A 20,758-nucleotide genomic window follows, 5' to 3' on the forward strand; every position below is an offset into this window, starting at 1 on the left:
ACGGAGTCGGATCCCTGATGCGACCGACGCTAGGGAGGGCGCGTTTCAGGCCGGTGCCGTGAGGTGACGGTAACGGAACCTTGCTCTCACCCGGCGTACGACTCCCCTGTGAGCGCCCCCGTTCTACGCGGGCAGGCCGGGCTCCCCCTCGGGCAGCCAGGAGCCGGGCGGGCGCTCCAGCCAGCCCTCCCGGGCGCCCAGCTCCGCAGCGGCCCGGCGGAGGGCGTCCAGGCCGGGGTGGCGGAGTCCCTTGCGCCACACGAGGCTCACGGGCGAGAGGGGGACGGGGTCGACGAGCGGCCGGATCACACAGTCCGGCATGGGCGGGAAGTCGACGACGGCGAGGACCGGGTCGCGGTACTTGGCCATGAGCCGACGGAACTCCTCCTTGCCGACGGCGAGCGGCGCGGGCGGGGCGATCTCGATGCCCCGGCCGGCGAAGAGGCGGGCGGCGAGGTCGGTCCACTCGGGGGTGCGGTCGTTTCCGGCCCCGGCGTAGATCCGCTCTCCGGCGAGGCGGGCGAGCGGCACCTCGGGCAGGCCGGCGAGCGGGTGGTCCTCGGGGAGGATGACCGCCATCGGCTCGTACCGGACGAACTGGACGTCGAGCCGCGCCCGGAGGCGGGCGTCGAGTCCCCCGTACCGGCCGAAGGAGGTGTCGATCCGCCCGGCGAGGATCTCCTGCACGGCTCCGGTGAGTCCGCTCTCGTAGCGGGCCATCAGCTCCTGCTCCGGGGCGAGTTCGCGGGCCCGGCGCAGGACGTCCTCCGGGGCGAGGCCGGGGCTGTTGAGGTCGACGAGGAGCGGCCGGGGCGCGGCGCGGAAGGCGTCGTCCAGCTCGTCGTGGGCGGCCAACACCCGGCGGGCGTACGGGAGGAGGCGTTCGCCGTCGGGGGTGAGGGCGACCTGCCGGGTGGTCCGTACGAAGAGTTCGGCGCCCAACTCGCGTTCCAGGCGCCGGATGTCGCGACTGAGGGCCTGCTGGGCGACGAACAGCCGCCCGGCGGCGCGGGTGAAGTGCAGTTCTTCGGCGACGGCGGTGAAGGCGCGCAGCAGGCGGGGGTCGACGGACATCGCCGCATTCAACAACACAGGCGCGTGAATGGCCACCGAGAAGGTGTTGGACCGGCGGGGCCGCGCCGAAGGAGCCTTGATCCATGCCGCAACCGGACCTCACTCCCACCCCGGCGGGCCTCACCCTCACCCCGGCGGGCCCGGCCCTCGCCCCCCGCTACCGCGACGATCCCCGCGCCCTCCCCGCCAACCCCTACCTCCGCCTCTTCTCCCACCCCGGCACCCGCGCCTTCACCGCCGGGAACCTGATCGCCCGGCTGCCGATGGGCATGTTCGGCGTCAGCGCCGTGATCATGATCGCGGGGGCGTACGGCTCCTACGCCCTGGCCGGCGCGGTCACCGCCACCGGCCTCGCCGTCGGCTCCGTCACCGGACCGCTGATCGCCCGGCTCGTCGACCGGTACGGCCAGGCCAGGATCGCGGTCCCGGCCACCGCGTACGCGGTCCTGGGCCATCTGGTCCTGCTGCTCTGCGTCCACGAGAGGGCCCCGGTCTGGTCCCTCTTCCTCACCACGGCCGTCACCGCCACCACCCCGAACACGGGCGGCATGTCCCGGGCCCGCTGGGCACACCTCTTCCGGAACGACCCGGACGCGCTGCACACCGCGAACGCCTTCGAGCAGGCCGCCGACGAGCTCTGCTACATGATCGGCCCGGTGCTCGCCGCCGTCCTCTGCTCGGCGCTCTTCCCGGAGGCCGGCACGCTCACCGCGGGCCTCCTCTTCCTCTCCGGCGTCCTGGTCTTCGCCGCCCAGCGCTCCACCGAACCCCCGGTCGCCCCCCGCACCGCCGCGGGCTCCCCGCTGCGGGCCCCCGGCATGGCGCCGCTGCTCGCGGTCTTCCTCGCCACGGGGGCGGTCTTCGGCTCCATGGAGGTCGTGACCCTGGCGTACGTGGACGGGCCCGTCGCGGGACCGGTCCTCGCCCTCCAGGCCGCGGGCTCCTGCGCGGCGGGCCTCCTCTACGGCCACGCCCGCCGCACCGCCCGGCTGCGCACCTGCCTGGCCGCGATGACCGTCCTGATGGCGATGCCGCTGCTCGCCGCCTCGACCGGCTCCCTGCTCGCCCTGGCCGCCGGCCTCCTGGTGGCGGGCATGGCGACGGCCCCGACGATGGTGACGGGCATGGGCCTGATACAGCGCCTCACGCCCGCGTCCCAGCTCAACGAGGGCATGACCCTCGCCGTGACCGCCCTCCTGGCGGGCATCGCGACCGGCTCGGCGACCGGCGGCTGGGCCGCCGACCACGCCCCCTTCGCCGCCTTCGGCTTCCTGATCCCGGTGACGGCGGCGGCGGTGGCCCTGACCCTGTGCACGACGGCCCGCGTGGGTCGGGGCTCTCGCGTCCGGGCATGACGAAGGCCCGGTGGTCGAGGTGACCACCGGGCCTTTGCCCACATGGGATGAGTGGAGATGGCGGGAATCGAACCCGCGTCCAACGGTGCGGAATCAGGGCTTCTCCGTGTGCAGTCTGGTACGAGTTTCTCAGCCCTCCGGATCACCCAGACAAGTCCGGAACGGGCTCAGTCACTGTTTGATTTCCCTCCCACCCCCGTGACCGGGGCGAGAGGTTTAGATCCCTTAATGACGCCAGGATCCGGGTCGGGACCACCCCCGGGCTGACGCTCCTCACAGAGGCTTCTGTTCGTTACCTAAAATTAGGCAGCGAGGGCGAAGCGGGAGTTATCGCTCTTGGTGTTGGCGATTATTGGTTGCGACATATGGTTTACGAGATCATTGCCGCTTCCTCGACACGCTTCCCACTGCTTCGACATCCGCTGTCGAAACCGATCATCCCCATGTTGATTTTTCAAAACACACACCCTCTGTGGGGTGCAGGTCCCATCGTACGTGACCGACGGGGCCGGTTGCCAGCACATTAACGGCGGGAGGCACCAGGCGCTCCGGGCGCCTACGCGCTCTGCGCCGCCCGCTGCCGCCGCCGGGCCGCCGCGATCGCCCGGTTCGTCTCGCGCGTGTCCTGCTTCTCCCGCAGGGTCTGGCGCTTGTCGTACTCCTTCTTGCCCTTGGCCAGCGCGATCTCGCACTTCACCCGGCCGTTCAGGAAGTACAGCGAGAGGGGCACGATCGTGTGACCCGTCTCCTGCGACTTCGACTCCAGCTTGTCGATCTCGGCCCGGTGCAGCAGCAGCTTCCGCTTCCGCTTCGCGTGGTGGTTGGTCCAGCTGCCCTGCATGTACTCGGGCACGTGGATGTTGTGCAGCCACGCCTCGTGGCCGTCGATCTGGACGAAGCCGTCGACCAGCGAGGCCCGGCCCATGCGCAGCGACTTCACCTCGGTGCCCATGAGCACCACACCGCACTCGTAGGTGTCGATGATGTGGTAGTCGTGCCGCGCCTTCTTGTTCTGCGCGATGAGCTTGCGCTCAGGCGCCTTGTCCGATGCCTTCTTCGCAGGCTTGCCCTGCACGTTCACGAGTCCCTTTGCCATAGTGCGGCCATTTTCGCACTACGAGCCCCCTCCGAGGCCACTCAATACCGTTCTCGCCCGCTCCTCTGCCCGCTCCCCCGCCGCCAGGTCCGGCGTGATGCCGCGGCCGTCGACGGCGTGCCCGGCGGGGGTCCGGTAGTGGCCGACGGTCAGCTCGGCGACCGAGCCGTCGGGCAGGGCGCTCGGCATCTGGACCGAACCCTTCCCGAAGGTCCGCGAGCCGACGGTGACCGCCCGGCCCCGGTCCTGGAGGGCGCCCGTGAGCAGCTCGGCCGCGCTCATGGTGCCCCCGTCGATCAGCGCGACCAGCGGCCTTCCCGTGTCCCCGCCGCCCTCCGCGTACACGGCCCGCTGCTCGCCCTCCACGTCGTACGTGGCGACGAGCCCGCCGTCGAGGAAGGCGGAGGCGGCGACGGCGGCCTCGGCGACCAGGCCGCCGGAGTTGCCGCGCAGGTCGAGGAGGACCCCGGCGCCGGCCGGCGCGGTCCGCACCGCGTCCCGTACGCGCGCGCCCGCCCCCTTCGTGAAGGCGGCGACCCGGATCAGTACGGCCCCGTCGTCGAGGCGGCGGACGGTGACCGGGTCCGTCGCGACCCGGGCCCTGCGCAGGGTCTGCGTCCAGGCGGCGCGGCCGCGCTCGACCCGGAGGGCGACGGCCGAGCCGGGAACCCCGTCGCCGCGCAGCAGGGAGACCACCTCGGAGACGGAGAGCCCGTCGACCGGCCGCCCGTCGACGGAGAGGAGCCGGTCGCCGGTACGGAGCCCGGCCCTGTCGGCGGGGCCGCCGGACCGGACCCGGGTCACCCGGATCCCGCTCGCCCCGGTCCGGCCGGCGGAGAGCCCGACCCCGGTGTAGGCGCCGTCGAGGGCCTGCTCGAACTCGGCGTACTCCTTCTTGTCGTACACCGCGCCCCAGCGGTCGCCGCTGCGGCTGACGAACTCCTCGGCGGCCTGCTTGCCCGACTTCCCGTCGGCCATGGCCGCGGCGGCGGCCCGGCTGAGCGCGGCACCGTCGACGGTCCCGCCGTCCGGCACCCGGGCCGGCGCCGGCCGCTCCGCGCGCGCGGACTCCTGCCGTGGCAGCGAGCCGGTGGCCGCGGCGGTGGCGAGGACCCCGGTGAAGACCAACGTCAGAACGGCCCCGCGGACGACTCCGCGGGGCCGGATACAGAAGGGTGCGGGCCCGGCCGACATGGCGCCCACTCTAGGACAAGGCGATGGCGCCGCACGGGCTTTGCCCGTACGACGCCATCCGCCGTCAGAGGTGTCTTCTCACACCTTCAGGTACTTGCGCAGCGCGATGAAGGCGGCCACGGCGGGCATGAGCAGCCCGATGACGAGCACCAGCGGCAGCTTGGCGAGGACGGCGTCCCAGCCGATGAAGTTGACCAGCTGCATCTTCTCGGCGAGCGCGATGCCGTGGTCGATCAGGAAGTACCGGCCGACGAGCAGCAGCACACAGGCGACGCCGCCGCCGAGGAGTCCGGCGAACGCGGCCTCCATGATGAACGGCATCTGGATGTAGAAGCTGGACGCGCCGACGAGCCGCATGATGCCGGTCTCGCGGCGACGGCTGAAGGCCGAGACGCGGACGGTGTTGACGATCAGCATCAGCGCGATGATCAGCATCAGGCCCATGACGCCGAGGGCGGCGATGTTCATGCCGTTCATCAGGTCGAAGAGGTTCTGCAGGATGTTCCGCTGGTCCTGGACCGACTCGACGCCGTCGCGGCCGGCGAAGGCCGTGGCGACGACCTTGTACTTCTCCGGGTCCTTGAGCTTGACCCGGAACGACTCCTGCATCTGATCCGGCGTCACCACGGAGGCGATGGCGGTGTCGCCGTACTGCTCCTTGTAGTGCTTGAACGCCTGGTCGGCCGTCTCGTGCTGGACGGACTCGACGATGTCCATCTTCTTCAGATCGGCCTCGATCTGCTCCTTCTGCTGGCCGGTGACCGCACCCTTGGCGCACTTGGCGCCCGAGACCGCGTCCGCCTTGTTGCAGAGGAAGATGGAGACGTTGACCTTGTCGTACCAGTAGTCCTTCATCGTGCTGACCTGCTCGCGCATGAGCAGCGCACCGCCGAAGAGGGCGAGCGAGAGGGCCACGGAGACGATCACGGCGAAGGTCATCGTCAGGTTGCGGCGGAGACCGACGCCGATCTCCGAGAGCACGAACTGAGCGCGCATGGTGTTCTGGATCCCCCGCCGTCAGTGCTGGTAGCCGTAGACGCCGCGCGCCTGGTCGCGGACGAGGCGGCCCTTTTCGAGCTCGATGACGCGCTTGCGCATCTGGTCGACGATGTTCTGGTCGTGGGTCGCCATGACGACGGTGGTCCCTGTCCTGTTGATCCGGTCGAGCAGCTTCATGATGCCGACGGAGGTCTGCGGGTCGAGGTTGCCGGTGGGCTCGTCGGCGATCAGCAGCATCGGCCGGTTGACGAAGGCCCGCGCGATGGCGACGCGCTGCTGCTCACCGCCGGAGAGCTCGCCCGGCATCCGGTCCTCCTTGCCGCCGAGTCCGACCAGGTCGAGCACCTGCGGCACGGCCTTGCGGATCTCGCCGCGCGGCTTGCCGATGACCTCCTGCGCGAAGGCCACGTTCTCGGCGACGGTCTTGTTGGGCAGCAGGCGGAAGTCCTGGAAGACGGTGCCCAGCTGGCGCCGCATCTGCGGCACCTTCCAGTTGGAGAGCCGGGCCAGGTCCTTGCCGAGGACGTGCACCTGGCCCTGGCTGGCACGCTCCTCGCGCAGGAGCAGTCGCAGGAAAGTCGACTTTCCGGAGCCGGAGGAACCGACGAGGAAGACGAACTCCCCCTTCTCGATCTCCAGGGAGACATCCCGGAGCGCGGGGCGGCTCTGCTTCGGATAGGACTTGGAGACGTTGTCGAATCGGATCACGGATGCACCACGGTCGGCCGGGAGTAGGTGTGCGTGACCTTACGCGACCGGGGATGGCCCGCGCAGTCGCGGTCCTGGCTTGCGCCGTTTATCCTTTTCGCCCCTCCGGGCGGAAGGTGGGCAATCGGGCGGGGCGCGCCGAAACGCCGCGGAGCTGGCAGAGTGGTAGGGGGAACGTCCGGAGCTCACCGGACGTTGTCCTGGTGTGTACCCCAGTGCGGGAGGAGGAGAGCGCATGACCTACGACCGACTGGTCTGCGCCAACTGCGCGGCCCCGGTCGCCGAAGGTCGCTGCCCCGTCTGCCGCGCGAACCGGGAGCGCCTGACCCCTCAGGGGCTGTCCCCCGCGATGCTGCTGACGCTGGCGATCGCGCTGCTTGCGGCGATCGCGCTGCTCGCGGCGGTCCAGGCGGCCTGATCGAGGGCGTACGGAGCCCACACGAGCCGAAACCATGCGAAAGGGCCGGGGAGCGAACCCCCCGGCCCTTCGTCATGCGTCTACACGTCTGCGCGGGTGCGTCAGACGGCGGCGCGACCACCGCCGACGAGACGCGGCAGCATGCGGAAGCCGATGCCGCCGGCGATCATGGTCGCGGCGCCGATGACCAGGAACGAGGTCTCGGCCGCACCGGTCTCGGCGAGCTCCTCCTTCGCCTCACCCTGCTGCACCGGCTGCGAGCCGCCCTGGTTGGGGTCGGCGTTGTTCGGGGTGTCCACGCACTCGGCGCCGTCGAGGTCGACGGTGCAGGTGCCGGCGCCACCGTCGGTGGAGGAACCGCCGGTGGTGGTGGAGCCGCCGGTGGTCGAGGAACCACCGCTGGTGGAGGAACCGCCGGTGGCGGAGGTGCCGCCGGTGCCGTTCGAACCGGAACCGTTCGAGCCGGAACCGTTGGAGCCCGAGCCGTTGGAGCCGGAGCCGTTCCCGTTGGAGCCGTTCGAGCCGGAGCCGTTCGACGAGTTGCCGCCGTCGGAGGAGTTGCCACCGTCCGACGCGTTGCCGCCGTCGCTGTTGCCACCGTCGGCGGCCGCACCGCCATCGGCGGCCGCGCCACCATCGGCAGCGGCGCCACCGTCGGCAGCCGCACCACCGTCAGCGGCCGCACCGCCGTCAGCAGCGGCACCACCATCGGCAGCCGCACCACCATCGGCAGCGGCGCCACCGTCGGCAGCCGCACCACCGTCAGCGGCCGCACCGCCATCGGCAGCCGCGCCACCATCGGCGGCAGCGCCACCGTCAGCGGCAGCGCCACCGTCGGCAGCAGCGCCACCGGCGATCCCGCCGAGGCTCGTGTTGCCGGTGTCCTCTTCCTCGCCGCCCAGGGTGACCTGGACCCCGAGGCCCGCGTCCTGCTCTGTTCCGAACCCGCCGACGGCCTGCGCGGCACCGGCCGCCGTCAGGGACGCGCCGGCGATGATCACGGCACTGGCCGCGACCCGCACCAAGCGGACTCGCGTCTTGTTGGTCATCTGGCTGCTACCCCCAGTAGCTCATCTCGTCATGGGGCAGCGCTCGGGGCCCCGCGCAGCAGGGGCGTGTCACGACTGGACCGGCCCCCGTTCACACGCGTCCCAGGAAAGCGCATGCCAGTACGCCACCCTTCCGAGTTTCCGATGAAGCGTCAAGGTCGTTGCGCGTGCGATGCCCGAAAGATCACCAGCTGACCGACATGCGACGATGCAACTGTGACGTAAACCCGGAACTCCGGGCCCGGCAACGGCAGTTCCCTTGTCGACAAAGCGCCTCGATGGCCTCGCTTCCGCTTGCGTCAGCGAATACGCGGGAGGCCGCGGAACGGCCCCGGGCCCCGCACCGAGAGGTGCGGGGCCCGGGGCTCGTACGACCGAGTACGACCGAGGGGACTACTTGTCCTGCTGCTTGCGCCAGCGGATGCCCGCCTCCAGGAAGCCGTCGATCTCGCCGTCCAGGACGGACTGCGGGTTGCCGACCTCGAACTCCGTACGGAGGTCCTTGACCATCTGGTACGGGTGGAGCACGTACGAACGCATCTGGTTGCCCCAGGAGCTGCCGCTGTCCTTGAGGGCGTCCATCTTGGCCCGCTCCTCCTGGCGCTGGCGCTCCAGGAGCTTGGCCTGGAGGACGTTCATGGCGCTCGCCTTGTTCTGGATCTGGGAGCGCTCGTTCTGGCAGGAGACGACGATGCCGGTCGGGAGGTGCGTGATGCGCACGGCCGAGTCGGTCGTGTTGACGCCCTGGCCGCCGGGGCCGGAGGCGCGGTACACGTCGACGCGCAGGTCCGACTCCTCGATCTCGACGTGGTCCGAGGACTCGACGACGGGGAGGATCTCGACGCCGGCGAAGGAGGTCTGGCGGCGGCCCTGGTTGTCGAAGGGCGAGATGCGGACGAGCCGGTGGGTGCCCTGCTCGACGGAGAGCGTGCCGTAGGCGTACGGGGCCTTCACGACGAAGGTGGTGGACTTGATGCCCGCCTCTTCCGCGTACGAGGTCTCGTAGATCTCCGTCGGGTAGCCGTGGCGCTCCGCCCAGCGCAGGTACATGCGCTGGAGCCGCTCGGCGAAGTCGGAGGCGTCGACGCCGCCGGCCTCGGCGCGGATGTTGACCAGGGCCTCGCGCTCGTCGTACTCGCCGGAGAGGAGGGTGCGGACCTCCATCTCGTCGAGGGCCTTGCGGACGGAGGTCAGCTCCGCCTCGGCCTCGGCGAGGGTGTCCGGGTCGTCCATCTCCTCGGCGAGCTCGAAGAGCACCGCGAGGTCGTCGATCCGGCCGCGCAGGGTCTCGGCCTTGCGGACCTCGGCCTGGAGGTGCGAAAGCTTGCTCGTGATCTTCTGCGCCGCCTCCGGGTCGTCCCACAGGGACGGGGCCGCGGCCTGCTCTTCGAGCACGGCGATGTCGGCCCTCAGCTTCTCGAGGTCCAGGACGGCCTCGATCGACCCCATGGTCGAGGAGAGGGACTTCAGCTCTTCGGATACATCGACGACTGCCACGCGTCCAGCGTAACGGCTCGCCGCCGGTCCTACGGCAGTGAGGACTGCTTGGAGTCCTGCGGCGGGGTCTCCGCGTCCCCCGAGGCCGCCAGATAGCCGCCCGCGCCGAGCGCGCCGGCGATGACGACCGCCGCGACGGTGAGGGTGATGCGGCGCTTGCGGACCGCCTTGTGGCGGGCCGAGCCGGGGCGGCGGGCACCGGCGGGGCGCGGGGCGCGGGCGGTGCCGAGGGGGCCGCCGGAGAGCTCGTCGGGGGCCGGGACCCGCATGGAGGTGTGGGTGTCGCGGTTGGAGTCGGCGGAGGCTCCGGGGACGAGCGGGACGGCGGCGCGGCGCGGCGCGGACTCGCCCGTGCCCGTACCGGTGGCGTACGCGTCCTCCTCGTACGCCTCCGGGGCCGGCTCCGCGCCGGGCTCGTCGACGTCAAGCGGCGGGATGCCCTTGAGCAGCGGCAGGACGTCCTTCAGGCGGGCGGCGAGCTCGGAGGCGCGCAGCCGGGAGGCGGGGGCCTTGGCGAGGCACTGGACGATCAGCTGCCACAGCTCCTCGGGGATGCCGGGCAGCGGGACGACGGTCTCGGTGACGTGGCGGCGCAGGACGGCGCCGGGGTGGCCGCCGCCGAACGGGGTGAAGCCGGCGAGCAGCTCGTACAGGACGGTCGCGAGGGCGTAGATGTCGACGGCGGCGCGCGGCGGGAGGCCCTCGACGATCTCGGGGGCGAGGTAGTCGGGGGTGCCGATGATCCGGGTGGCCTTGGTGCGGCCGGGGGTGTCGATCAGCTTGGCGACGCCGAAGTCGGTGAGGAGGGCGGGGTGGGCGCCGCCGGGGCCGAGGGGGCCCTCCATGTCGAGCAGGATGTTCTCGGGCTTGACGTCCCGGTGGACGACCCCGGCGGCGTGCGCGGCGGCGAGGGCCTCGGCGACGTCCTTGACGATCGCGACGGCGGCCTCGGGCGCGAGGCGCCGCTCCCGGTCGAGCCGGGTGCGCAGGTCGGTGCCGCGGACGAGGTCCATGACGAGGGCGAGGTCCGTGCCGTCGACGACGAGGTCGCGGACCTTGACCACGCGGGGGTGGTCGAGGCCGAGGAGCGCGGTCCGCTCCTGCACGAAGCGGCCGACGAGCTCCTGGTCGGACGCCAGGTCCTCGCGCAGCAGTTTGACGGCGACGGGCCCTTCGGGTCCCTCGCCGAGCCACACCGTTCCGGCGCTGCCCCGCCCGAGGATCTGGTGGGCGGTGTAGCGGCTGCCGATGTTCCGTGCCAAGACTGCTCCCTCAGCGGCTGCGGTTCTCGACAAAGCTACGCGTCCACGGCCGCCGGTCTCGACCTCCGAGGGGAAATCACCCCTCGGAAGTCGACAAATCGACAGCGTTACTGCCCCGTACCGCCGGTAGCACCCCCGGAACCGGTGGCCTCGCCGATCGAGGAGATCCAGTCGGTGACCGCCGAGATGCCGTCGCCGATGGCCTGCCAGTAGCTCTTGCCCTGGGCGACCCAGTCCTGCAGCGGGGTGAGCTCCCAGATGAGCCAGCCGCCGATCACGAACAGGACGATCATGATCAGGCAGCCCTTGAGGCAGCCGAGACCGGGGATGCGGACCGGGTTCGCGCTGCGCTGGCGCGGCGGGCGCGGCTCGCGCGGCGCCGGGGCCTGGGGCGGCGGCTGCGGCGGCTGGTACTGCTGCTGGGGCGGAGCCGGGGCGTACTGCTGCGGGGGCGGCGGGGGCGCGTACTGCTGCGGCTGCTGGTACGGCTGGGGCTGCGGCGGCCGCTGAGGGGCCCGCTGCTGCTGGTACGGCTGCTGCCCGTGCTGCTGGCCGTACGGGCCGGGCCGGGCGTCCTGCGGCGGCTGCTGCGGCCGGCGCTGCGGGCGGCGGCGCAGCGGGTCCTCGCTCGGGTCCAGGTACTGCACCTGGGTCTGCTCGTTCCGGTCGCGGACCTGCCGCAGCTGGCTCTGCCAGGGGTGCGGGTCCTCGGACTGACCGGACTGGGGGGGCTGCGGCGGCACGGGGGGCATGACGGCCGTCGGGTCGGCGGCGCCCGCCGGGCCGCTGGTCGGCATGACGCTGGTCGCGGCGGCGGGGTCGTACTGCGGGGGCATCCCGGCGGCGGCCGCCGCTCCGGCGGCGCCGGTGGGCAGCACCTGGGTCGGGTCGGCGGCGCCCGGGGTCTGCGCCTCGGGGGTCCCCGGGACCGGCGCGGGCGCCGGGTCGGGGGCGAGGAGCGCCCCGACGCCCTCCGCGGCCTCGATCTGGGCGGGGGTGGCGTGGACGCCGATGCCGGCGGCGACCGCGCGCAGGCCCCGGGCGAGGTTCACGGCGCTCGGCCGCTGGTCCGGGTTCTTGCTGAGGCAGCGCTCTATGACCGTCCACAGCGGTCCGGGCACGGTCGAGGGGCGGCGCGGCTCCTCGCTGAGGTGCCGGTGGAGGACCTCCAGGGCGGTGCCGCCCGCGAACGGAGGCCGGCCGGTGACCAGCTCGTAGAGGAGGATGCCCGCGCCGTAGATGTCGACGGCGGAGGTCTGCGGGCGGCCCTCGGCGGACTCGGGCGCCACGTACGCGGGCGTGCCGACGAACTCGTGGGTGCGGGTCAGGCCCGGGGAGTCCGCGAGGCGCGCGATGCCGAAGTCGGTCAGCATCGGGTGCATCTGGCCGCCCTGCTCGGCGAGCAGGACGTTGGCCGGCTTGAGGTCGCGGTGGACGACGCCGTCGGCGTGGCTGGCGGCGAGCGCGTCGGCGATCTGGGCCGTGAGGAGGGCGGCGGCGACCGGGGTGAGCGGGCCGCTCTCCCGGATGTACCGGTGCAGGTCGGGGCCCTCGACGAGGTCCATGACGAGCGCGAGGACGTCGCCCTCGACGACCAGGTCGCGGGTGCGCACGATGTTCGGGTGGGTGAGCCGGAGCAGCACGGACCGCTCGCGCAGGAAGCGCATCACGATGTCCGCGTCGTTGGCCAGCTCCTCCTTGAGGACCTTGATCGCGACGGTCTCGCCGGGCTCGCCGGGCACGGCCGCCTCGGCGCCCGCCGTCTCCCGCTGGCGGGCTCGCCAGACGGTGCCCGTGGCGCCGCGGCCGAGCGGCTCCTCGAGCAGGTACTTGCTGCCGATAGGCCGCACGTCACGCGCTCCCTGCTGATCGTGGTCCTGGGGTGGTTCCTTGAGGTGTCCCCGGGGTCCTTGTCCTCTGTTGTGACCCGTCCGGGTGTCCGACCCACTTTAGTGCCGCCGAACGGGTCACAGGCCGGTCGTCCACAGGCCGGTTCCGATGTCGTGTTCGAGCCCCGCCGGGGGCGGTCCCGGAGGGCCGGAGCCAACGGAACCTGTTCCCCGCTTGTGCCGAACTTGTCCGGAAGAAGACGCTCCACGGAAGGAGACGGTTGCCACGCATGCTCCGAAGGCATGCCCAACCAGGCTATTTCTCGTCCACGGCCGACCATTCAAGATCACTTATGGCCGACCCGCGGGCGTGTTGTCGGTGGCAGGTGCGAGGATGCCTGCAGCACGTCGCGACGACGGGGTCGGGAGCCCCCGCGCCGTGCCGACCTGTACCGGGCGACGCGTCCGTGCCGGGTGGGGGGAGACACAGGGCGGTTCCCCCCTGCCGGGCCGGCTCTCGCAGAAGGGACCGCTGACGGCGATGCAGATCCGGCTGACCGTCCTCGCGCCGTACGCCGGCCACGGCACCGGGCGCGCCTGCGACGTGCTCGTCACGGCCCCCGCCGGGACGGCCCTCGCCGCCGTGGCCTCGAACCTCGCCGCCGCCGTCACCGGCCCCGACACCTCCTCCTCGGGCACGACCGTGCTCTACGCGGGCGCGGAGCGGCTCGACGGCCGGCGCTGCGTGCTCGGCGAGCCCCCGCTGGTCGACGGCGCGGTCCTCTCCCTCCAGGTCCCCGGACCGGACGACCGGGCCGACGGGACGGCCTCCGCCCGGCTGCACGTGGTGGCGGGCCCGGACGCGGGCGGGGTGCACCTGCTGCACGGCGGAGCGATCAGAATCGGCCGTTCCGTCGACGCCGACGTGCCCCTCGACGACCCGGACGTCTCCCGCTCCCACTGCACGGTGACCGTCGCCGAGGACGGCCGGGTCACGGTCGCCGACCGCGGCTCGACGAACGGCACGACGCTCGACGGCGTGCCCGTCGGCGACCGCCCGGTCCCGCTCCGCCCGGGCGCGCTGCTGCGCCTCGGCGAGTCCGCCCTCCGTCTGACGGGCGCCGGCGGTACGGACGCACTGGCGACCGCACCGGACGGCGAGGGCCACCTGCGCGTCGCCCACGCGACGGACCTGCCGGACCGTACGGGCCCCTCCGACGACAGCACCCACGGCGGGGCGCGCGGCATCGCGTACGGCGAGGTCTACGACGGGGGCCACGCGCACGCGGGGGACACGCACGACGGACACGGCGGGGCGGAGCCGCACGGCAGGACCCGGCAGACCGACCCGCCCCAGGAGCGGGGAGCCGCACCCGCGCCTCCCGTCAAGCGCGGGCTCGGCGCCTGGGCCCGGCGCCTGGCGGGCGGCCGCGAGGAGCTTCCGGCCCCCGCCGCGGGCCCCCACGCCTCCACGGACACGCACGCGGGCACCCGGCCCGGCGCCGACGCCCGGGACGGCGCCCCCGGTCCCGTACCGGTCGCCGACACCTGGCCCGACCCGGCCACCGTCCTTCTCACCGCCCTCGGCCCCGGCCCCCGCCTCTGGGAGCGGGCCCAGGACCACCCCGAGTCCCTGGTCGTCCGGCTCGGCACGACGGACCGCGCCGAGCTCTCCGGCGTACCGGTCACCGTCGGCCTGCGCGAGGCCGGCTCCCTCGGCCTGGCGGGCCCCGGCGACCGGCTCACCGGGCTCGCGCGCTCGGTCGTGGCCCAGCTCGCCGCCCTGCACTCCCCCTCCGACCTGGAGATCGTGCTCATCAGCGCCGACCGGAACCGGCCCCTGGAGGAGCGGCGCCGCTCCTGGGGCTGGCTCGGCTGGCTCCCGCACGTCCGCCCGGCCCACGGCCAGGACTGCCGGCTGCTCCTGGCGTACGACCGCGAGCAGGCCCAGGCCCGCACGACCGAGCTGACCCGGCGGCTCGACGACGGCCCGCTCGGCCCCGGCTGGCCCAGCGCCGACCGCGCGTCCGTCGCCGAGGCAGCGGCCCGCCACGACGGCCCGACGACGGTCGTGATCGTGGACGGCGACCCGGGCTCCGCGGCCCTGCGCGAGACGGTCGCGCGCCTCGCGGGCGTGGGCGCGGCGGCCGGCATCCACCTCCTGTGCCTGGCCGAGGCCCCCTCGGCCACCCCGGACTCGCCGGTGGCCGCCACGTACGAGGCCGCGTGCGCCGCGTCCCTCGCCTTCCGCGAGTGCGGGGCCGCCGCGCTCCTCAGCGGCGACGTGGCGACGGCGCTGCGGCTGCTCCGTACGTCCGGCGGGCGGCTCGCGGGCCACGGCACGGTCGGCGTGGTGGACGCGGTGTCCGTCGCCTGGGCCGAGCGGTTCGGCCGGGCCCTCGCCCCGCTGCGCCCCGAGACGGCGGCGGCGCCGGGCGCCCGGGCCGCCGCGCTGCCCCCGTCGTCCCGCCTGCTCGACGAGCTCGGGCTGGCCCGGGCCACCCCCGCCTCCCTGATGGCCCGCTGGGCCTCCGCCGGGGACGGCACGGCGGTCCTGGGCGCGGGCCCGCGCGGCCCCCTGTCCGTGGACCTCACGGCGGAGGGCCCGCACCTGCTGATCGAGGGCCCGGCGGGCAGCGGGCGCACCGAACTGCTCCGCTCGATCGCCGCCTCCCTCGCGGCGGGCGGACGCCCGGACCGGCTCGGCCTGCTCCTCGTGGACGGCGCGGGCGGCGAGCGCGGCGAGGGCCTCGCGGTCTGTACGGAGCTGCCGCACGTCACCGAGCACCTGGTGGCCTCGGACCCGGTACGGATGCGGGAGTTCGCGCAGGCGCTCGGCGCCGAGCTGAAGCGCAGGGCGGAGCTCCTGGGCGACGGCCACTTCGCCGACCGCCGCGGAGCGGCGCGCGCCGCCGACCGGCTGATCGGGCAGCGCGGCCCGAGCGCGGCGGAGTCCGTGCCCCAGGGCGCCCGCGCGACCGTCCGCGTCCCGGACACCGCCGACCTCACGGACCGCCCGAGCGGCCGCACGCTCCGCACGGGCGACGGCACGATCGGCGCGCTCCCGAGCGGCCGCGGCGGCCGGGCCCCGTACCCGGGCGCGGAGGACGTGCCGGGCCGCACCAGCGGCCGGGTCCCGTACCCCGGTACGGGAGACCTCGGCGGCCGCCCGAGCGGCCGCACCCTCCGCACCGGCGACGGAGACCTCACGGACCACCCGAGCGGGCGGGTCCCGCGCACGGGCGCGGACGAGGCGCCGACCCGATCGAACGGGCGCGTGCCGTACCCGGGCGCGGACGACGTGACCGGCCGGGTCGGCGGGCGCGGGTCGTACCCGGGTGCGGACGACGTCACCGGCCGATCCAGCGGGCGCGTCCCGTACCCGAGCGCCGAGGACGCCTCCGGCCACGTGGCCCACCCCGGTGCCGACGATGTGACGGGCCGCAGCAGCGGCCGTGTCCCGCACCCCGAGGCCGGTGATCTCGCCGAGCGCCCGAGCGGACGGGTCCCCCGTTCCGGTGATCTCACGGACCGCCCCAGCGGGCGCGTCCCCCGTGCCGGGGACGGATCGCTCGACGAGCGGGCCGGCGCGCGGGCGCGGTCCGGCGGGGACGCCTTCCTGGCCGACACGCCCAGCGGGCGGCTGCCGCGGCGGGACGGCGGGGCACTCGACGACCGCCCGAGCAGCCGAACGCTCCGCACCGGCGACGGCGACTTCTCGGACCACCCCAGTGGCCGAGTCCCGCGCGCGGCGGCGGACGACGTCCCGAGCCGGGCGAGCGGGCGCATCCCGTACCCGGGCGCGGACGACGTCACCGGCCGGGCCGGCCGCATGCCCCACCCCGGCGCGGACGACGTGACGGGCCGGGCGAGCGGGCGCGTCCCGTACCCCGGCAGCGACGACGTGACGGGCCGGTCCAGCGGCCGCGTCCCCCACCCCGCCTCCGAGGACGCCGCTGGGCGGATCCCGCGGCCCGCCTCCGGGGAGCAGGCTTCCGCGCGGGTGGCGGGGGGCGGGCAGCTGCCGCGGCTCGTCGTGCTCGTCGACGACTTCGACGCCCTGGTCTCCCCCGCGCTCGGCGCCCCCGGCCGGCCGGCCGCCGGGTCCGTCGTACGGGCCCTGGAGGCCGTCGCGCGGCACGGTGAGCGGCTCGGGGTGCACCTCGTCGCGACCTCGGCGCGCCCGGACCGGACCGCCGACACGGAGCTGGCCCACGGGGCCCGGCTGCGGATCGTGCTGGACGCGCCCCCGGTGGCGCCGGGTCCGGACGTGCCGGCGGCAGGCCGGGGCCGCCTCGGGCATCCGGACGGCCGGGTCACCCCCTTCCAGGCGGGCCGCGTCACGGGCCGGATCCCCCGGACGGCGACGCTCCGCCCGACGGTCGTCCCGCTGGAGTGGGAGCGGATGGGTGATCCGCCCACCCGCCGCCCGGTCCGTGAGCTGGGCAACGGCCCGACGGACCTGGCCCTCCTGGCGAGCGCGCTCGACCGCGCGGCACGCTCGGTCGAGGCGACGCCCATACCCCCGCTCGCCCCCGCCACGCACGGCTGACGGCACGTCACGAGGGCGTCACGATCGCCCTCGTGACACGGAAGGCGGTATTGCGGGGCTCCGCGGCCCGGCGTAGACCTGTCGGACGGACAGCGAAGCGCACGGGAGAGACGGGGCAGCGATGCGTACAACTCTTCGTCCACACAAGGCCCGCAAGGCCCGCAAGGCACCCAAGGCCTTAGCCACGGCGGCGGCGACGGCAACCGTCCTCGCCCTCACCCTCGCGGGCTGCGGCGACGGATCCGCGAAGGACCCGCAGCCCGCGCCCGACCGCGAGCTCTCCCTCAAGGGCGAGAAGATCGAGGTCGCCGCCGTGTGGACGGGCCCCGAGCAGGAGAACTTCACCAAGGTCCTGAAGGAGTTCGAGAAGCGCACCGGCGCGACCGTCACCTTCGTGCCCGCGCAGGACCCGATCGTGAACTTCCTCGGTACGAAGATCGCCGGCGGTTCCCCGCCCGACGTGGCGATGCTCCCGCAGGTGGGCGCGATCCAGCAGGCCGCCGCCCAGAAGTGGCTGAAGCCGGTCGGCCCGGAGGCCAAGGCCGCGCTGGCGGCGAACTACTCGCGCGGCTGGCAGGAGCTCGGCGCGGTGGGCGGCACCCAGTACGGGGTCTACTTCAAGGCCGCCAACAAGTCCCTGGTCTGGTACAACACCGCCGTCTTCGAGAACGCGGGCGCCTCCGAGCCGAAGACGTGGAAGGAGTTCCTCGCCACCGCCGAGACGATCTCGGCCTCCGGCGTGACCCCGGTGTCGGTCGGCGGCGCGGACGGCTGGACCCTCACCGACTGGTTCGAGAACGTCTACCTGTCCCAGGCCGGCCCGGCCAAGTACGACCAGCTGGCGAAGCACTCCATCAAGTGGACGGACCCGTCCGTGGCCGCCGCCCTGAAGACCCTCGCCGAGCTCTTCGGGAAGCCGGCGCTGATCGCGGGCGGGGCGTCCGGCGCGCTGCAGACGGAGTACCCGGCCTCGGTCACGCAGACCTTCACGGGCGGCGACCAGCCCAAGGGGGCGATGGTCTTCGAGGGCGACTTCGCCGCCGTCAACATCGCCCAGACGAAGGCGGAGATCGGGAAGGACGCGAAGGTCTTCCCCTTCCCGAAGGTCGGCGACGGCGGCACCTCCCCCGTGGTGACGGCCGGCGACGCGGCCGTGGCCCTGAAGGACACCAAGGGCGCGCAGGCGCTGCTCGCCTTCCTCGCCTCCCCGGACGCGGCGAAGATCTGGGCGGCCGAGGGCGGGTTCCTCTCCCCCAACAAGAACCTGGACCCGGCGGCGTACCCGAACGACGTCCAGCGCGAGATCGCCAAGGCGCTCATCGGCGCCGGTGACGACTTCCGCTTCGACATGTCGGACCAGATGCCGCAGTCCTTCGGCGGGACGCCGGGCAAGGGCGAGTGGAAGACGCTCCAGGACTTCCTGAAGAACCCGAAGGACATCGCGGGGACGCAGGCGCGCCTGGAGGCGGACGCGGCGAAGGCGTACAAGGGCTGAGGGGCCGGCCGTGTCCCGGATCCCCGGCAGGAGCAGGGTCGTGGCGGCGGGTTTCCTGCTGCCCGCCCTGCTCCTCCTCGGCGCGCTCGTCGTCTACCCGATCGGGTACTCCGTCCGCCGTTCGCTCTTCGACCGCTCGGACGCGTCCTTCGTCGGCCTGGACAACTACCTCGCCCTCGTCACCGACGACTCGCTCCGCACCGCCGTACGGAACAACCTGATCTGGCTGGTGGTGGCCCCGGCGGTCGCCACCGCGCTCGGTCTGGTCTTCGCGGTGCTCACCGAACGCGTGCGCTGGGGCACGGCGTTCAAGCTGGTCGTCTTCATGCCGATGGCGATCTCGATGCTCGCCGCCGGGATCATCTTCCGGCTCGTCTACGAGCAGGACCCGGACCGCGGGGTCGCCAACGCCGTCTGGGTCGGGGTCCACGACACCTTCGCCGAGTCCTCCGGCTTCCCGCGGGCCCGACCGCTGCCCGTGCACCCGCTGAAGGCCGCGGGCGGCGGCGCGTTCGTCACGAAGGAGCCGGTACGGGCCGGCGTGCCCGTGCTCCTCCCGCTGGTCGGGGTGGCTCCGGCGCAGATGCCCCAGGACGCGCGCCCCGCCCGCACGCCCCACGCCACCGGCACAGGCACAGGCACCGGCACAGGCACAGGCACCGGCGCCGGTGCCGGCACCGGCGCCGGCACCGGCGCGGACATCACCGGCACGGCCTGGCTGGACTTCACCCGGGGCGGCGGCGGGAAGCCGAACGTGGTCGACCCGAAGGAGCTGGGCCTGAAGGGGCTGCGGATCGAGGCCGTACGGGACGGAAAGGTCGTCGCCACGGCCACGGCGGCGGCCGACGGCAGCTTCAGCCTGCCCGCCGACCGCGCCGACGGAGCCGTACTGCGTCTGCCCGCGAGCAACTTCCGGGAGCAGTACGACGGCGTGGAGTGGCTGGGCCCCTCGCTCGTCACCCCGGCCGTCATCGGGGCGTACGTGTGGATGTGGGCCGGGTTCGCGATGGTCCTGATCGGCGCCGGGCTCGCGGCCGTACCGCGCGAACTCCTGGAGGCGGCGCGGGTGGACGGGGCGAACGAGTGGCAGGTGTTCCGGCGGATCACGGTGCCGCTCCTGGCGCCGGTCCTCGTGGTCGTCCTCGTCACGCTGATGATCAACGTGCTCAAGGTCTTCGACCTGGTCTTCGTCATCGCGCCGGGCTCCGCGCAGGACGACGCGAACGTGCTCGCGCTCCAGCTGTACCGCTCGTCCTTCGGCACGGACGCGGACCTCGGGGTCGGCTCGGCCATCGCGGTCGTCCTGCTCCTTCTCGTGCTGCCGGTGATGGTGGTCAACATCCGCCGCATCCGAAGGGAGTCCCGCCGGTGAAGAGCTTCGCGGCAAAGGCCTCGGCGCGTGCGGCAGGCGGTGCCGTCCGGGTCTTCCTCCTCCTCGCCGGCCTGTTCTGGCTGCTGCCGACGGTCGGGCTGCTGCTCTCCTCGCTCCGCTCGCCCTCCGACATCGCGGCGAGCGGCTGGTGGGAGGTGTTCGCGGCCCCGGCCCGGCTGACCACCGAGAACTACGCCAGTCTCCTGGCGAACGACACGATCACCGACTCGCTCCTCTCCACCGTCCTGATCACCGTCCCGGCCACCCTCCTCGTCCTCCTCATCGGCTCGCTCGCCGGTTACGCCTTCGCGTGGCTGGAGTTCCCGGGCCGGGACTGGTGGTTCCTGGGCGTGGTCGCGCTCCTCGTGGTCCCGGTGCAGGTGGCGCTGGTCCCGGTGTCGAAGCTGTTCGGCGCGGTGGGGCTCTTCGAGACGACCCTCGGGGTGGTCCTCTTCCACACGGCGTTCGGGCTGCCGTTCGCGATCTTCCTGCTGCGGAACTTCTTCGCGGAGATCCCGCGCGAGCTCCTGGAGGCGGCGCGGCTCGACGGGGCGGGCGAGATCCGGCTCTTCACCCGGGTGGTGCTGCCGCTCGGGGGTGCGGCGATCGCCTCGCTCGGGATCTTCCAGTTCCTGTGGGTGTGGAACGACATGCTGATCGCGCTGATCTTCGCGGATTCGCAGTCGCCGCCGATCACGGTGGCGCTCCAGCAGCAGGTGCGCCAGTTCGGCAACAACGTGGACGTGCTCGCGCCGGGGGCGTTCGTGTCGATGGTGGTGCCGCTGGTGGTGTTCTTCGCGTTCCAGCGGCAGTTCGCGTCCGGGGTGATGGCGGGCGCGGTGAAGTAGGGGCTGCTAC

Annotated in this window: 15 protein-coding genes and 1 other RNA gene; 6 read left to right on the top strand and 10 right to left on the bottom strand. The window is 73.5% G+C overall.

What is annotated here, in order from left to right; translation table 11 throughout:
- Positions 1-123 precede the first annotated feature (123 nt).
- Positions 124-1,074 (bottom strand): LysR family transcriptional regulator, encoded by a 951-nt coding sequence (locus SVTN_RS14525; protein ID WP_041129478.1) that lies wholly within the window; start codon positions 1,072-1,074, stop codon positions 124-126.
- An 83-nt stretch (positions 1,075-1,157) separates the two neighbouring features.
- Between SVTN_RS14525 and SVTN_RS14530 the strand changes: the two genes are divergently transcribed.
- Positions 1,158-2,429, top strand: coding sequence for an MFS transporter (locus SVTN_RS14530; RefSeq protein ID WP_078908349.1), 1,272 nt, complete (start codon positions 1,158-1,160; stop codon positions 2,427-2,429).
- Between the two features lie 49 nt (positions 2,430-2,478).
- Here SVTN_RS14530 and ssrA read toward each other — a convergent pair.
- The 5 genes from ssrA to ftsE all read right to left on the bottom strand — a co-directional run bounded on the left by ssrA (position 2,479) and on the right by ftsE (position 6,426).
- Positions 2,479-2,872: a transfer-messenger RNA gene (gene ssrA, locus SVTN_RS41450) on the bottom strand.
- Positions 2,873-2,985: 113 nt separating this feature from the next.
- On the bottom strand, positions 2,986-3,525 hold the full coding sequence (smpB, locus tag SVTN_RS14535) for an SsrA-binding protein SmpB (RefSeq protein ID WP_052499114.1): 540 nt from the start codon (positions 3,523-3,525) through the stop codon (positions 2,986-2,988).
- Between the two features lie 18 nt (positions 3,526-3,543).
- Positions 3,544-4,719, bottom strand: coding sequence for a S41 family peptidase (locus SVTN_RS14540; RefSeq protein WP_041133892.1), 1,176 nt, complete (start codon positions 4,717-4,719; stop codon positions 3,544-3,546).
- A gap of 78 nt (positions 4,720-4,797) precedes the next feature.
- Entirely contained in the window at positions 4,798-5,715 is a 918-nt protein-coding gene (gene ftsX, locus SVTN_RS14545) for a permease-like cell division protein FtsX (protein WP_041129479.1), read from the bottom strand.
- 21 nt (positions 5,716-5,736) lie between these two features.
- Positions 5,737-6,426 carry a cell division ATP-binding protein FtsE gene (gene ftsE / locus SVTN_RS14550; RefSeq protein ID WP_030692056.1) on the bottom strand — a complete coding sequence of 230 codons (690 nt, stop codon included), beginning with the start codon at positions 6,424-6,426 and terminating at the stop codon, positions 5,737-5,739.
- 235 nt (positions 6,427-6,661) lie between these two features.
- On the opposite strand from ftsE, the gene SVTN_RS14555 reads away from it, so the two are divergent.
- Positions 6,662-6,844 carry a hypothetical protein gene (locus SVTN_RS14555; protein WP_041129480.1) on the top strand — a complete coding sequence of 61 codons (183 nt, stop codon included), beginning with the start codon at positions 6,662-6,664 and terminating at the stop codon, positions 6,842-6,844.
- A gap of 101 nt (positions 6,845-6,945) precedes the next feature.
- Here SVTN_RS14555 and SVTN_RS45515 read toward each other — a convergent pair whose 3' ends face one another.
- The 4 genes from SVTN_RS45515 to SVTN_RS14575 all read right to left on the bottom strand — a co-directional run bounded on the left by SVTN_RS45515 (position 6,946) and on the right by SVTN_RS14575 (position 12,502).
- Positions 6,946-7,893: a hypothetical protein gene (locus SVTN_RS45515; RefSeq protein WP_041129481.1), complete on the bottom strand. Its 948-nt coding sequence runs from the start codon at positions 7,891-7,893 to the stop codon at positions 6,946-6,948.
- 393 nt (positions 7,894-8,286) lie between these two features.
- Complete coding sequence (prfB, locus tag SVTN_RS14565) at positions 8,287-9,390, bottom strand: peptide chain release factor 2 (protein WP_041129482.1); 1,104 nt, start codon at positions 9,388-9,390, stop codon at positions 8,287-8,289.
- 29 nt (positions 9,391-9,419) lie between these two features.
- A complete protein-coding gene (locus SVTN_RS14570) occupies positions 9,420-10,652 on the bottom strand; it encodes a serine/threonine-protein kinase (RefSeq protein ID WP_041129483.1) in 1,233 nt (410 codons plus the stop codon).
- 107 nt (positions 10,653-10,759) lie between these two features.
- Positions 10,760-12,502: a serine/threonine-protein kinase gene (locus SVTN_RS14575; protein ID WP_041129484.1), complete on the bottom strand. Its 1,743-nt coding sequence runs from the start codon at positions 12,500-12,502 to the stop codon at positions 10,760-10,762.
- Between the two features lie 520 nt (positions 12,503-13,022).
- On the opposite strand from SVTN_RS14575, the gene SVTN_RS14580 reads away from it, so the two are divergent.
- The 4 genes from SVTN_RS14580 to SVTN_RS14595 all read left to right on the top strand — a co-directional run bounded on the left by SVTN_RS14580 (position 13,023) and on the right by SVTN_RS14595 (position 20,748).
- Positions 13,023-17,033, top strand: a complete 4,011-nt coding sequence (locus tag SVTN_RS14580) for an FHA domain-containing protein (RefSeq protein ID WP_041129485.1) — start codon at positions 13,023-13,025, stop codon at positions 17,031-17,033.
- A 121-nt stretch (positions 17,034-17,154) separates the two neighbouring features.
- Entirely contained in the window at positions 17,155-18,528 is a 1,374-nt protein-coding gene (locus tag SVTN_RS14585; RefSeq protein WP_041129486.1) for an ABC transporter substrate-binding protein, read from the top strand.
- A 10-nt stretch (positions 18,529-18,538) separates the two neighbouring features.
- Positions 18,539-19,900, top strand: a complete 1,362-nt coding sequence (locus SVTN_RS14590; RefSeq protein WP_425428974.1) for a carbohydrate ABC transporter permease — start codon at positions 18,539-18,541, stop codon at positions 19,898-19,900.
- Entirely contained in the window at positions 19,897-20,748 is an 852-nt protein-coding gene (locus SVTN_RS14595) for a carbohydrate ABC transporter permease (protein WP_041129487.1), read from the top strand. The genes SVTN_RS14590 and SVTN_RS14595 overlap by 4 nt, the downstream gene beginning before the upstream one ends.
- Positions 20,749-20,758: the final 10 nt, after the last annotated feature.

The sequence above is a fragment of the Streptomyces vietnamensis genome (genome assembly GCF_000830005.1).
Taxonomy (GTDB): domain Bacteria; phylum Actinomycetota; class Actinomycetes; order Streptomycetales; family Streptomycetaceae; genus Streptomyces; species Streptomyces vietnamensis.

Coding starts and splice junctions, on each gene's coding strand:
- SVTN_RS45515 (WP_041129481.1), bottom strand. CDS start 7,893: ATGACCAACAAGACGCGAGTCCGCTTGGTGCGGGTCGCGGCCAGTGCC.
- SVTN_RS14530 (WP_078908349.1), top strand. CDS start 1,158: ATGCCGCAACCGGACCTCACTCCCACCCCGGCGGGCCTCACCCTCACC.
- SVTN_RS14580 (WP_041129485.1), top strand. CDS start 13,023: ATGCAGATCCGGCTGACCGTCCTCGCGCCGTACGCCGGCCACGGCACC.
- SVTN_RS14540 (WP_041133892.1), bottom strand. CDS start 4,719: ATGTCGGCCGGGCCCGCACCCTTCTGTATCCGGCCCCGCGGAGTCGTC.
- ftsX (WP_041129479.1), bottom strand. CDS start 5,715: ATGCGCGCTCAGTTCGTGCTCTCGGAGATCGGCGTCGGTCTCCGCCGC.
- SVTN_RS14585 (WP_041129486.1), top strand. CDS start 17,155: ATGCGTACAACTCTTCGTCCACACAAGGCCCGCAAGGCCCGCAAGGCA.
- smpB (WP_052499114.1), bottom strand. CDS start 3,525: ATGGCAAAGGGACTCGTGAACGTGCAGGGCAAGCCTGCGAAGAAGGCA.
- SVTN_RS14555 (WP_041129480.1), top strand. CDS start 6,662: ATGACCTACGACCGACTGGTCTGCGCCAACTGCGCGGCCCCGGTCGCC.
- SVTN_RS14525 (WP_041129478.1), bottom strand. CDS start 1,074: ATGTCCGTCGACCCCCGCCTGCTGCGCGCCTTCACCGCCGTCGCCGAA.